This window comes from Solimonas marina, from assembly GCF_012241385.1.
GTDB lineage: Bacteria > Pseudomonadota > Gammaproteobacteria > Nevskiales > Nevskiaceae > Solimonas > Solimonas marina.
Genome location: NZ_JAAVXB010000011.1, coordinates 140,487 through 152,705 on the forward strand (window position 1 = coordinate 140,487; position 12,219 = coordinate 152,705).

The 12,219-nt window shown below is 67.8% G+C and carries 12 protein-coding genes; 3 read left to right on the plus strand and 9 right to left on the minus strand.

From position 1 onward, the window contains the following. From G7Y82_RS17340 to edd, 8 genes are all read right to left on the minus strand, one after another. On the minus strand, positions 1 to 1,497 hold the full coding sequence (locus G7Y82_RS17340) for a sigma-54 dependent transcriptional regulator (RefSeq protein ID WP_168149405.1): 1,497 nt from the start codon (positions 1,495 to 1,497) through the stop codon (positions 1 to 3). Then, positions 1,490 to 1,873, minus strand: coding sequence for a response regulator transcription factor (locus G7Y82_RS17345; RefSeq protein WP_168149406.1), 384 nt, complete (start codon positions 1,871 to 1,873; stop codon positions 1,490 to 1,492). Before G7Y82_RS17345 ends, G7Y82_RS17340 begins: the two co-directional genes overlap by 8 nt. Positions 1,874 to 1,922: 49 nt before the next feature. Beyond that, positions 1,923 to 3,377, minus strand: a complete 1,455-nt coding sequence (gene rpoN, locus G7Y82_RS17350; RefSeq protein ID WP_168149407.1) for an RNA polymerase factor sigma-54 — start codon at positions 3,375 to 3,377, stop codon at positions 1,923 to 1,925. Between the two features lie 152 nt (positions 3,378 to 3,529). Then, positions 3,530 to 4,165: a response regulator gene (locus tag G7Y82_RS17355; RefSeq protein WP_168149408.1), complete on the minus strand. Its 636-nt coding sequence runs from the start codon at positions 4,163 to 4,165 to the stop codon at positions 3,530 to 3,532. 34 nt (positions 4,166 to 4,199) lie between these two features. Then, positions 4,200 to 4,748 carry a PilZ domain-containing protein gene (locus G7Y82_RS17360; protein WP_366515694.1) on the minus strand — a complete coding sequence of 183 codons (549 nt, stop codon included), beginning with the start codon at positions 4,746 to 4,748 and terminating at the stop codon, positions 4,200 to 4,202. A 13-nt stretch (positions 4,749 to 4,761) separates the two neighbouring features. Next, the gene (gene fliS, locus G7Y82_RS17365) at positions 4,762 to 5,145 is read right to left on the minus strand and encodes a flagellar export chaperone FliS (protein ID WP_366515692.1); all 384 of its coding nucleotides are present in this window, start codon (positions 5,143 to 5,145) and stop codon (positions 4,762 to 4,764) included. A 106-nt stretch (positions 5,146 to 5,251) separates the two neighbouring features. After that, positions 5,252 to 5,896, minus strand: a complete 645-nt coding sequence (eda, locus tag G7Y82_RS17370) for a bifunctional 4-hydroxy-2-oxoglutarate aldolase/2-dehydro-3-deoxy-phosphogluconate aldolase (protein WP_168149410.1) — start codon at positions 5,894 to 5,896, stop codon at positions 5,252 to 5,254. Beyond that, complete coding sequence (gene edd, locus G7Y82_RS17375) at positions 5,893 to 7,755, minus strand: phosphogluconate dehydratase (protein ID WP_168149411.1); 1,863 nt, start codon at positions 7,753 to 7,755, stop codon at positions 5,893 to 5,895. Before edd ends, eda begins: the two co-directional genes overlap by 4 nt. Before the next feature lie 275 nt (positions 7,756 to 8,030). On the opposite strand from edd, the gene zwf reads away from it, so the two are divergent. From zwf to G7Y82_RS17390, 3 genes are read left to right on the plus strand one after another with little or no spacing between them, the layout of a single operon-like run. Then, positions 8,031 to 9,491 (plus strand): glucose-6-phosphate dehydrogenase, encoded by a 1,461-nt coding sequence (zwf, locus tag G7Y82_RS17380; RefSeq protein WP_168149412.1) that lies wholly within the window; start codon positions 8,031 to 8,033, stop codon positions 9,489 to 9,491. Position 9,492: 1 nt separating this feature from the next. Further along, positions 9,493 to 10,209: a 6-phosphogluconolactonase gene (gene pgl, locus G7Y82_RS17385; protein ID WP_168149413.1), complete on the plus strand. Its 717-nt coding sequence runs from the start codon at positions 9,493 to 9,495 to the stop codon at positions 10,207 to 10,209. Continuing rightward, positions 10,206 to 11,102: an SIS domain-containing protein gene (locus G7Y82_RS17390; protein ID WP_168149414.1), complete on the plus strand. Its 897-nt coding sequence runs from the start codon at positions 10,206 to 10,208 to the stop codon at positions 11,100 to 11,102. Before pgl ends, G7Y82_RS17390 begins: the two co-directional genes overlap by 4 nt. Before the next feature lie 6 nt (positions 11,103 to 11,108). Here G7Y82_RS17390 and G7Y82_RS17395 read toward each other — a convergent pair whose 3' ends face one another. Continuing rightward, positions 11,109 to 12,059 carry a sugar kinase gene (locus G7Y82_RS17395; protein WP_168149432.1) on the minus strand — a complete coding sequence of 317 codons (951 nt, stop codon included), beginning with the start codon at positions 12,057 to 12,059 and terminating at the stop codon, positions 11,109 to 11,111. Positions 12,060 to 12,219: the final 160 nt, after the last annotated feature.

Genomic DNA, 12,219 nt, shown 5'->3' on the forward strand with positions numbered 1-12,219 from the left:
TCAGGACGCCAGCGCCTCCGGCATGTCGCCGTTGGCTTCGCGCGTCAGACCGTACTTGCGCAATTTCTCGACCAGTGTCGTGCGCCGCGTGTTGAGCAGCTTGGCGGCGTGGGCGACGACACCGCCGGCCTGGTCGAGCGCCTGACGGATCAGCGACAGCTCGATGGCTTCGATGTGATCCTTGAGGTTGACGCCTTCCGGCGGCAGCGTGTCGGATGCCAGCAGGTCCGGCATCTCATCGGCGACCAGCGTCGGCACCGTGTACGCTGGCTGTGCGACCGGCATCTCGCAGACCGTGCCGCCGGTGGCTTCGCGGCGCAGCGGCTGCGCGATCTCGACAGCCGGCGCATCGACGCAGTAGCGCGCCGGCAGGCTGGCAGCATCGACACGCGCGTGCGGATGCAGCACGGCGAGACGCTCGATCAGGTTCGACAGCTCGCGCACATTGCCCGGCCAGTGGTAGCGGCGCAGCATGTTGATCGCATCAGCCGTCAGCCGCACCGAGCCATGGCCGGTGCGCTCCAGGGTGCCGATCAGATCGTCGATCAGCATCGGCAGGTCTTCAGTGCGCTCGCGCAGCGGCGGCGTCTCGATCGGAAAGACGTTGAGGCGATAGTAGAGATCCTCGCGGAACGTGCCCTTGACGATGGCGTCCTCGAGGTTGCGATGCGTGGCGGCGATGATGCGCACGTCGCAATGCAGGCTGCGGTTGGCGCCGACGCGCTCGAAGCTGCGTTCCTGCAGCACGCGCAGGATCTTGACCTGCATCGACAGCGGCATGTCGCCGATTTCGTCGAGGAACAGCGTGCCGCCGTCGGCCATCTCGAAGCGGCCGCGACGCGCAGTGATGGCGCCGGTGAACGCACCCTTCTCGTGACCGAACAGCTCGCTTTCAAGCAGTTCCGACGGAATCGCGCCGCAGTTGACGGCCACGAACGGCTGATCGCGACGCGCCGAGCGCTCGTGGATCGCACGCGCCACCACTTCCTTGCCGGTACCGGATTCACCGGCGATCAGCACCGTGGTGTCGAAGGCCGCGACCTGCTCGATGAGCTTGCGCACGCGACGCACCGACGCCGAGTTACCGCTGGGGCCGCCACAGGCGACCGGGCGCACGGCGTCCTGCGCCATCTGCACCAGCGCCGCGCGCTTGAGCAGCTCCGACAGCTGGTGATAACGAACCGGAAAATCGAGCGGCAGACAGGCGCTGGCGTCGAGGCCGTAGCGCTGCATCAAGGCGTCGTGCTGGGCATGCGGAACAATCAGCGGCGGATGGCGCGGATCGCGGCGCAGCCAGCTGACGAAGGCATCGAGCGGCTCGGCCGGCGTGTCGCCGACGATGACGGCCAGCCAGTCCTGCGGCCGGTGCTCGGCCACCCCGATCTCGCCAGCGTCGGCGACGACGCTGGCCCGGTAGTCGACGAATTCGAGAATCGCACGCAGGCTCTCGGCACGCGCGGCATCGGCTTCGATCACCAGGACACGGGATTCAGGCATCGGAAATCTCCTTGAGCATGCGACGCACGATCACGATCACGTCGTTCTCATAACTGCGCTTGTTGATGAAACCCTCGGCACCCACCTGGGCGACGAATTCACGATGGGCGGCATCGTCGTAATGCGATGCGATGACCACCACCGGCGGCGCGTCCTGCGCCTTGATCAGTCGGGTCGCCTGCAGCCCGCCCATGTTCGGCATCGCCAAATCCATGATGATCAGCTGCGGCTTGAGCGTTTCGGACATGCGCACGGCTTCCTCGCCGTCGTAGGCCTCGCCGACGATCTCGATTTCCGAGAAACCGGCGAGCAGATGGCGCGCCAGAATCAGGAACGGTCGATTGTCGTCTACGAGCAATGTCCGAACTTTGGTCACTTCCCTTCTCCCTGGAATCCAGCGGCGGCACCCTTGCCCCCGCGTCCCCTCATCCTGCCACCGACAGGCGCCTGACGGCATCTCGTGGCAGGCGTTCCTTGACCGGCGGAATCCGCATGGCCTCGCGATACTTGGCCACCGTACGGCGCGCCACCTCGATGCCCTGCCGCGCCAGCAGCGCCGTGATCTCGCCGTCGCTGAGCGGCGACGTAGCGTTCTCGGCATTGATGATGCGGCGGATCATCGCCTTCACAGCCGTGCCGGAACTCTCGAGTCCGCGGCCTGCAATCTGTGACGGGAAGAATGCCTTCAATTCATAGACGCCCCACGGCGTCGCCACCCATTTGTTGGTTGTGACCCGACAAACGGTGGACTCGTGCATGCCGATGCGGTCGGCGATCTCGCGCAGCGTCAGCGACGCCATGCCTTCCTCACCACGCGCCAGGAATTCAGCCTGCCGCTCGAAGATGGCGCGTCCCGTGCGCAGCAGCGTGTCGTGGCGCATTTCGAGACCCCGCACCAGCCAGCGCGCCTCTTGCAGCTGATCGCGCAGGGCGCGATGCGCCGTGGCACCGAGCATGCGCTCGTAGGCCGCGTTGACGCGCACCCGCGGCAGGCGCTCGACATTGAGCTCGACGCGCCAGGCGCCCGGCGTGCCGCTCACGATCAGGTCCGGCAGCGCGGCATCGGCCGGCGCCGCCAGCGCACTGGCCGGCTTCGGGTTGAGGCTGAGGATCAGGTCGAGCGCGGCATGCAGATCGACCGCGTCGACGCCGAGCGCATTGCCAACCTCGGCGTAATCATGGGCGCCGAGTGCATCGAGATGCGCATCGACGACTTGCTGCGCCAGCGCCCGGCCCGGCGTCGCCGCTGGCAGCGCCGCCAGCTGCAGCAGCAGGCACTCACGCAGATCGCGTGCCGCGAAACCGCTCGGCTCGACCCCCTGCACCAGCGCCAGCGCGGCTTGCAGCTCACGTGCATCCGGCAGCGGCCGCAGTGCACTTTCCAGGGCGATGCCGTCGAGCGGCTGGGTCAGATAGCCGTTGTCGTCGACAGCGTCGACGATGGCCGTGCACAACGCCGCCTGGCGCTCGTCGGCAACCACCAGCTGCAGCTGCTCGAGCGCGACCAGGCGTGCATCGGTCTGCGGCGCAGCCGTCAGGCGCGCTTCCCAGGATTCGCCGTCGGCGTCGGCCGGCGGTTCACCGCCGCTCCAGCTGTCGCGCGTCGACCAGTCATAGTCGGCTTCGACACGAGCCTCGGCTGCCGGATCGACACCGCTGACCTCGACGTCCTGACGCTGCGCCTCGTCGGCAGCCGGGTCGACGTCGACGCCGCCCATCTCGTCGTCCTCGCCCTCCAGCATCACGTTCTGCGCCAGCGCCTGCTGCAGCTCCTGCTCCAGCTCGATCGTCGACAGTTGCAGCAAGCGGATCGACTGCAGCAGCTGCGGGGTCATCGCAACCTGCTGGCTGATCCGTGCCTGCGTATTCAGTTTGTTCATGCGGCTACCCCCTTGCTCTACCCCAGAGCAACAATCGCTTACACACTGTTACGAAAATCTCTCGCGTGCCAAAGCAAATATTTCCCGACATTTTGTGGGGGTCAGCCTGATGACTGACGGAATCCCGGCAGGGGCCGGTCCCCACGCCTCGTTCAGATCACGACTTCGTCAAGTCCGGTGCGAATCGCATGACGCATCAGGGCGTTGGTGCCGTACAGGCCCAGCGCCTGCATCAGCCGCGCACGATGGGTTTCGACGGTCTTGACGCTGATCCCCATCAGCACCGCGATTTCCTTGGTCGATTTGCCGCGGCCGATCAGTTGCAACACCTGGCGCTGGCGCGGCGTCAGCTGCGCGGCGTCCTCGGCGCGCTGGTCGAGGCGACGCTCGATCGCCTTGTGCGAAATCGCCGGGCTCAGATAGATCTGGTGGCGCTCGACGGCGCGTAGCGCCAGGCCCAGCTCGATCGGCTCGGCATCCTTGGCAATGAAGCCGGCGGCGCCGCCCTTGAGTGCCAGGCGGATGTGGTGACCGTCCGTCGGCGACGAAAGAATCATCACCGCGACTTCCGGATAGTGGCGACGGATCTGCAGCAGGGCTTCGAGCCCGGAGATCTGCGGCAGGTTGAGCTCGGTGATGACCAGCTCCGGCCGCAGGCGGCCGACCGCTTCGAGCAGCTGCGTACCGTCGCTGGCTTCCCCAACGATCTGCGCCGGACCATAAGTCTCGAGCAGGTGCCGGATTCCGGCACGGATCAGGGTCTGCGGCTCCGCCAGCACGATGCGCATGCTTCATCCTCCTCAATTTGCGTGAGGCGGATTGTTAAGGCGCGCTCCCCCGTGTGCCGCGTTGACCCGGTGAACGTGCGTCAGCAACAGACCGACGGTGCTGTAGGAAAATGTAACGCTCTATTTCGCCGACCAGCGGCTCCGGCATCACGGCAAAGTGCAGCATGACCTCGCCGTCAGGGGCCGCGGACACCTCCCCGGTCCACTGCCAGGCCGTGGGCGCGCAGGGGTGCAGCTCGATGCTGACCGAAACCCGGCTGCCCGGAGTCGGCGCCCCGGCCGCGGCCGGCCACGACAGTCCCTCCGAGCTGAGACACAGGGCGGTCGGACTCACGTCGGTCCGGCCCTGATGCAGCAGCGCACCGAGCAGTTCGATGACCAGATCGACCTTGCGGTGCAGACGCTCGAACTCTGCCGCGCCCGGCGCATCGGCATCGACGAGGGTGCGCTCGCCGAGCGCCGCGACCGCCGCCAGCATGCGCTGGTTCTGATCGGCCCAGCGCGCCAGCGGCTCGTCGGCGGCGGCCGGCCGCCATGAAAACGGCAGCACGTCACGGTAAGCCAAAGCCGGCGAGCGACTCACTTCCAAGGACCTCTCAACGGCTCGTGCCGATACGCTCCCATGCGTCGGCCAGCGGACGCAGCAAGCCGGCGACTTCGTCGACGGCAGCGGCATCGTTGGTGGCGTTGGCATGGACCAGGCGACGCAACATATAGTCGTACAGTGCATCCAGATTGCGCGAGATCGCGCCACCCGCCTGCATATCCAGGCAGGCTCGCAGATGTTCGATGATCGCCAGTGCGCCCGACATCGCGCGCAGCTTGCTCGGCGTCTCGCCGCAGGCCATGGCGCCGCGCGCCGTCGCCAAGCGCGACAGTGCGCCGTCGAACAGCTTCGCCGTCAGCTGGTGCGGCGAGGTGTCATCGAACAGCACGCTGTTCGAGGCGCTCTGATACTGGCGGACGGCGGCGTAGGACACGGCAGGACTCCGAAGGCAATCATGGGCTTGCGCCCTTGCCTTGGTTATCGACCGTCGGCGCCGCTTCTTGAGGAACGCGGCCGCAGGCGCCGATTCCGCCGTCCGTTCAGACGCCGCTGCCGAGCTGGCTCGCCTGCGCCGCCAGCGCCGTGATCGCCGCCCAGTCGCCGGCTTCGACCAGCTGACGCGGCGCCAACCACGAGCCGCCGATGCAATCGACGTTGGCCAGCGACAAAAAGTCCGGCGCGGTCGCCGGGCTGATGCCGCCGGTCGGGCAGAAGCGCAGCTGCGGCAACGGCCCGGCAATGGCCTTGAGCATCTGCACGCCACCGGCCGGCACCGCCGGGAAGAACTTCAACGCGGCAAAGCCCTCGGCGACCGCCTTCATTGCTTCCGACGGCGTCATCACGCCCGGCAGAAAGGTCCAGCCGTTGCTGCGCGCCGCGCGCAGCAGATCGGTGGTTGCCCCGGGGCTGACGCCGAACCGCGCACCGGCCTCGCCGGCCGTCTTCAGGTCATGCGCGTTGAGTATCGTGCCCGCCCCGACGATGGCGTCCGGCACCGCTTCCGAGATCGCCGCGATGGCGTCGAGCGCCACCGGCGTGCGCAGCGTGACTTCGAGCACGCGCACACCGCCGGCGACCAGGGCGCGCGCCAGTGGCACGGCATCGTCGAGGCGATCGATGACGATGACCGGCATCACCGGCCCGCTCTTCATGACCTCGGCGATCGAGGCAAAAGCCGCTTTCATACTGTTTCTCCTCCGATGGGTAGACCCATGCTGGTGTTGAAGCTGATGGCGCCCTGTTCGGCGCCCGATGCCGAGGCCCGCGCGTTCGCGAACAGCTCGCGACCGAGGCCCCAGCCGTTGTGATCGAGTGACGGATGCTCGGGCCGGCGCTGCTCCCACTCGGCGGCCTCGACCTTGGCCTCCAGGGTGCCGGCCTCGCCGTCGAGGCGAATGACGTCGCCGCTGCGGACCCGCGCCAGCGGTCCGTTGCTCAGGCATTCCGGCGTCACGTGTATGGCCGCCGGCACCTTGCCGGACGCGCCGGACATGCGCCCGTCGGTGACCAGCGCGACGTGAAAGCCGTCGTCCTGCAGGCTGCCGAGTGCCGGCGTCAGCTTGTGCAGTTCCGGCATGCCGTTGGCGCGCGGCCCCTGGTAACGGATCACCGCGACGAAGTCGCGACGCAACTCGCCGCGCTTGAACGCTTCGAGCATGTCGTCCTGGCTGTCGAAAACGATGGCCGGCGCTTCGACCACGCGATGCTCGGGCTTGACCGCCGAGATCTTGATGATGGCGCGGCCGAGATTGCCGGTCAGCAGCTTGAGGCCGCCGTCGGCGCTGAACGGCGCGCCGTGCGGGCGCAGCACGTCGTCGTCGAGGCTGGCGGCCGGCGCATCGCGCCACGACAACGGTGACGTATCAGTCTCGCCATCGAGGAAGGGCTCCTGCGTGTAGCGGCGCAGGCCCGGCCCGGCGATGGTCCGCACGTCCTCGTGCAGCAGACCGGCGTCCAGCAGTTCGCGAATCAGCAGTCCCATGCCGCCAGCCGCGTGAAAATGGTTCACGTCGGCGCCGCCGTTCGGATAGATGCGTGCCAGCAGCGGCACCACCGCCGACAGCTCGTCGAAGTCGCTCCAGTCGATGAGGATGCCGGCGGCGCGGGCGATCGCGATCAGATGAATCGTGTGGTTGGTCGAACCGCCGGTCGCCAGCAGGCCGACGATGCCATTGATGATGGCGCGCTCGTCGATGACGTCGGCGATCGGCGTGTAGTCGTCGCCGAAGGTCGTGATCTGCGCCGCGCGCGTCGCCGCCGCCCGCGTCAGTGCGTCGCGCAGCGGCGTGTACGGATTGACGAACGAGGCGCCCGGCAGGTGCAGGCCCATGACTTCCATCAGCATCTGATTGCTGTTGGCCGTGCCGTAGAAGGTGCAGGTACCGGGTCCGTGGTACGACTTCATCTCCGATTCGAGCAAAGCGTCGCGGCCCAGCTTGCCCTGCGCATGCAACTGGCGGACCTTGGCCTTCTCGGCATTGGAAATGCCGCTGGTCATCGGCCCGCCCGGCACGAACACCACCGGCAGGTGCCCGAACTGCAGTGCGCCGATCAGCAGTCCCGGCACGATCTTGTCGCAGATGCCCAGGCACAGCGCGCCGTCGAAGACGTTGTGCGACAGCGCCACCGCCGTCGCCATCGCGATCACGTCGCGCGAGAACAGCGACAGCTCCATGCCGGTCTGGCCCTGCGTGACACCGTCGCACATCGCCGGCACGCCGCCGGCGAACTGCGCGACGGCGCCGGCCTTGCGTGCGGCATCCTTGATCAGCGGCGGAAAATGCTCGAACGGCTGGTGCGCCGACAGCATGTCGTTGTATGCCGAGACGATCGCCAGATTCGGCCAGGATGGCCCGCGCAAGGCGTCCTTGTCGGCGCCCGGCGCCGCGGCGAAGGCATGCGCCAGATTCGTACATGACACGTGTCCACGCGCCGTACCGCGTTGGCGCGACGCCTCGACGTGCTGCAGATAGGTTCCACGCGGCTTGGCACTGCGCTGGCGGACGCGGTCGGTCACGCTGGCGACGCGGGGGTGCAGACTCATGACGTCTCTCCACATCGGGATGCCGACATGCGGGATGCATGCCGATATGTATGAATACTACAAAATTGTGGCAACCTGCGGCCACTCACATCATCTGACCACCGCATTGGTTTCAGGTTCATGAAACCTAGTGAAATTCCGATCAAGCGTGGCGAAAGCGCGGCCTGATCTGGCAGCCCGCCAACTCGCGATGTAGTATTAGTACACGAAAGCGACGCCATCCGCAGCGTCGTTCCCCCTTCATTCGGAGAGACTCCGGCAGGAGCGCGACGGTCATGGCAGCATTGGGCGCATTCGATTTCATTCTGTTCGGTGGCAGCGGCGATCTGGCGATGCGCAAGCTGTTGCCGGCGCTGTACTACCGTCACCGCGACTGCCCGGCCACCGACGGCTGGCGCGTGATCGGCATCGGCCGACATGACACCAGCCGCGAAGCCTATGTCGCGCAAGCGCGCGAAAGCTGCCGCCAGTTCGTCTCGCCGATGGACTTCAACGACGCGCAGTGGGATGCCTTCGCCGAATGCCTCGACTATGTGCAGCTCGATGCGACCCAGGCCGGTGACTTCGCCGCCCTGGGCGACAAGCTCAAGGACAGCGAATCGCGCACGCGCGTCTTCTATCTGGCGACGGCGCCGAGCCTGTTCACGGTGATCAGCGAAAACCTCGGCGCCGCCGGGCTGGTCACACCGGCCAGCCGCGTCGTGCTCGAAAAGCCGCTGGGCCGCGATCTCGAATCGGCGCGGCAGATCAACGATCACGTCGGCCGCGTATTCGCCGAGCACCAGATCTTCCGCATCGACCATTACCTCGGCAAGGAAGCGGTGCAGAACCTGATCGCGCTGCGCTTCGGCAATGTGTTGTTCGAGCCGCTGTGGAATCGCGAGTGGATCCGCGACGTGCAGATCACGATTGCCGAGACGGTCGGCGTCGAAGCGCGCGGCGAGTTCTACGACTCGACCGGCGCGCTGCGCGACATGGTGCAGAACCATCTGCTGCAGCTGCTGTGCATCGTCGCCATGGAGCCGCCGCCGAGGATCGACGCGGACATGGTGCGCGACGAAAAACTCAAGGTGCTGCGCTCGCTGCGGCCGTTCACGCAGGAAGAAGTCGCCAGCCGCACGGTGCGCGGCCAGTACCGCGCCGGCGCGATCCGCAACAAGCCGGTGCCCGGCTATCTCGAAGAGCACGGCATCGACGCACAAAGCCGCACCGAGACCTTCGTTGCGATCAAGGCCGAGGTCGACAACTGGCGCTGGCAGGGTGTGCCGTTCTATCTGCGCACCGGCAAGCGCATGCAGGAGCGGCTGGCCGAGATCGTCGTCAACTTCCGCAACGTGCCGCATCCGGTGCTGCGCGCCACCGGCGGCGAGCCGACCAATCGCCTCGTCATCAGCCTGCAGCCGGACGAAGGCCTGCGCCTCGACATGATGGCCAAGGTGCCCGGCCAGAGCATGGACATCCAGCCGATCTTCCTCGACGTGGCGCTGGCCGAGACCTATCGCACGCGGCAGTGGGACGCCTACGAGCGCCTGATCGTCGATGTCATCGAGGGTCGCCTGACGCTGTTCATGCGCCGCGACGAGCAGGACGCCGCATGGCAGTGGGTCGAGCCGATCATGCAGGCCTGGGAACGCAGCGGCCAAGCGCCGAAGTCGTATCCGGCCGGCACCTGGGGCCCGACCGCGTCGAGTGCGCTGATCGCGCGCGACGGTCATGCCTGGCAGGAGGAAGCCTGAAATGACGCCGGCCGCGCTTGCCCTGCCCGCGCACGTCACCCAGCACCGATACGCGACCGCCAGCGAAGCCGCCTCGGCGCTCGCCGAACTGGCGGCGCGCACGCTGACGACGGCGATCGACGCACGCGGGTCGGCACATTTGTACGTGTCCGGCGGCCGCAGTCCCGTCCCGTTCCTCGAAGCCCTGTCGCGGCAGCCGCTGGCGTGGCAGCACGTCACCGTCGGCCTCGTCGACGAACGCTGCGTGCCGGCCGACGACGACGCCAGCAACGCCCGCCTGGTGCGCACCCACCTCCTGCAGAACGCTGCGCACGCCGCCTTGTTCGAGCCCTTGTACGAGTCCGGTCTTGACGCCGAGACCGCCGCACAGCGCGCCGACACCCGCCTGGCGATCGGTCCGCGCCCGGACCTGGTCGTGCTCGGCATGGGCGACGACGGCCACACCGCGTCGCTGTTTCCCGGGGCGCCGGGCACGGCGGCCGGGCTTGATCCACGAGGCACGCGCAGCGTCGTCGCCACCCACCCGCAGACCGTGCCGCACGCGCGGCTGAGCCTGACGTTGCCGGCGCTGCGCCGTGCGCGCACGCTGGCACTGGCGATCCAGGGCGAGGTCAAACGCCATCGGCTCGAAAGCGCGGTGGGGGCTGCCCCCGAGACCTTGCCGATCGCGGCGATGCTCGACGCGGACCTGCCCTTGCAGTTGTTCTTCAACCCATGAGCGGCGCGCGCCAGAAGACGTCCGGCGACGACGCGCTGCGCAGTCCGCTGTTGGCGCGCATCGCCGCGGCCCAGGACGGGCTGCGCAAGTCCGAGCGCACCGTCGCCGAATTCGTGCTGGCGCAGCCGAGCATCGTCCTCAACCTGTCGATCGCCGAGCTGGCGGCGCGTACCGGCGTCAGCCAACCGACGGTGGCACGCTTCGCCGCCGCGCTGGGCTTCTCCGGCTATCGCGAATTCAAGCTGCGCCTGGCGCAGAGTCTGGCCTCCGGCCTGCCGTTCATTCATCAGGACGTGGGACCGGACGACGCCCTGGAGCTGGTCGCGCCGAAAGTCTTCGACCGCGCGATCGGCGGCCTGATCGACGTGCGCAATCATCTCGACAGCGCCGCCCTCGCACGCGCCGTCAAACTGCTGGCGAAGGCGCGGCGTATCGACTTCTGCGGCATCGGCAACTCCGGCATCGTCGCGCTCGACGGCCAGCACAAGTTCTTTCGCTACGGCATGCCTTGCATCGCCTATATCGACACGCACGCGATGCTGATGGCCGCAACCGTCGTCGGCCGCGGCGATGCGGTAGTCGCGATCTCCGCCACCGGCCGCACCACCGACATGCTGGCCGCCGCCGAGATCGCCCGCGAATCGGGCGCCGCCGTCATCGCCATCACCGCCAGCGACTCGCCGTTGGCGCGGCTGGCCACGGTGACGCTGGCCGCCGACGTCGCCGAGGATGCCGACATCTACTCGCCGATGATCTCGCGCATCGCGCACCTGGCCATCGTCGACGTGCTCGCGGTCGGCACCGCGCTGGCGCTCGGCCCGCCGCTGCTCAAGCGCCTCGAGCGCGGCAAGCGAACGCTGCACGACAAGCGCGTGCACCGCGTCGAATCCTGAGACGAACTAGCGGCCGGCCTCGAGCGCGTCGAGCTGCGCGCGCGTCGGCAGGCCCTCGCTGTCGCCGATGACCTGGATCGCCAGGCCGCCGATGCAGTTGCCGCGCGCCGCGGCCGCCGCCGGCGTGCTGCCTTCGAGCAAACCACTGATGAAACCGACCGCGAAGCCGTCGCCGGCGCCGACCGTATCGATCACGCAGGCGACCGGCAGCGCCGGCACCGTCAGCTCGCCCTGCGCGGTGCGCACGTACGCGCCCTGCGCGCCGAGCTTGATGACGACGCCGCCGACCCCCAGACCGAGATAGAACTCGGCGATCTCGCGTGGCGTATCGCGGCCGCTGAGCATGCGGCCCTCGGCCAGGCCCGGCATCACCCAGTCGGCGAAGGCGGCGATGCGGTTGAGCCGCTCGACCATTTCCTCGCGCGAGCGCCACAGCTGCGGACGCAGGTTCGGATCGAAGGTCATGCACTGGCCGGCCGCGCGCGCGCCTTCGGCGATGCACAGCGCCAGCTCGTATGCGCTGTCCGACAGCGCCGGACCGATGCCGCTTATATGGACGTGCCGCGCGCTGCGAAACCAGGCCGGATCATAGTCGGCCGGCGACAGCTGGCTCGCCGCCGAATACCGACGGTAGTACTCGACCTGCGGATCGCTGCCGTCGTCGCAGCGCGATTTGAGATAAAGGCCGGTCGGTCGCGATGGGTCGGTGACGACGCCGCTGGCGTCGAGCCGCTCGGTCTGCAGCGTATCGCGCAGGAAGCGCCCGAACGAATCGTCGCCGAGCCGGCTGCGCCAGCCGACGTGGAAGCCGAGCCGCGACAGGCCGATCGCGACGTTGAGTTCGGCGCCGGCGGCACGCTTGGTGAAATGCTCGACCTGCGACAGCGGGCCGGTCTGATCGGCGGCAAAGACGACCATGGCCTCGCCGTAAGTGACGACATCGAATGCGCTCATGATTTCGCTGGCAGTGCGCCTGCGGCGCGTTATCGGTCATTGTCGGCGAAGCAATCGATGTCTCGCCAATGACAATTGCTTAGATGTCGATACGGTTTTCGCATGACGCATCGGCGCGGCTGCCGACCGATGGCAGCATGCGTGCCCGCCGTGGTCTGCACCA

Bases quoted from the DNA above. Each gene is read 5' to 3' on its own strand.
- eda (WP_168149410.1), bottom strand. From the start codon at position 5,896: ATGAAAGCGGCTTTTGCCTCGATCGCCGAGGTCATGAAGAGCGGGCCG.
- rpoN (WP_168149407.1), bottom strand. From the start codon at position 3,377: ATGAACAAACTGAATACGCAGGCACGGATCAGCCAGCAGGTTGCGATG.
- G7Y82_RS17340 (WP_168149405.1), bottom strand. From the start codon at position 1,497: ATGCCTGAATCCCGTGTCCTGGTGATCGAAGCCGATGCCGCGCGTGCC.
- zwf (WP_168149412.1), top strand. From the start codon at position 8,031: ATGGCAGCATTGGGCGCATTCGATTTCATTCTGTTCGGTGGCAGCGGC.
- edd (WP_168149411.1), bottom strand. From the start codon at position 7,755: ATGAGTCTGCACCCCCGCGTCGCCAGCGTGACCGACCGCGTCCGCCAG.
- G7Y82_RS17355 (WP_168149408.1), bottom strand. From the start codon at position 4,165: ATGCGCATCGTGCTGGCGGAGCCGCAGACCCTGATCCGTGCCGGAATC.
- G7Y82_RS17390 (WP_168149414.1), top strand. From the start codon at position 10,206: ATGAGCGGCGCGCGCCAGAAGACGTCCGGCGACGACGCGCTGCGCAGT.
- pgl (WP_168149413.1), top strand. From the start codon at position 9,493: ATGACGCCGGCCGCGCTTGCCCTGCCCGCGCACGTCACCCAGCACCGA.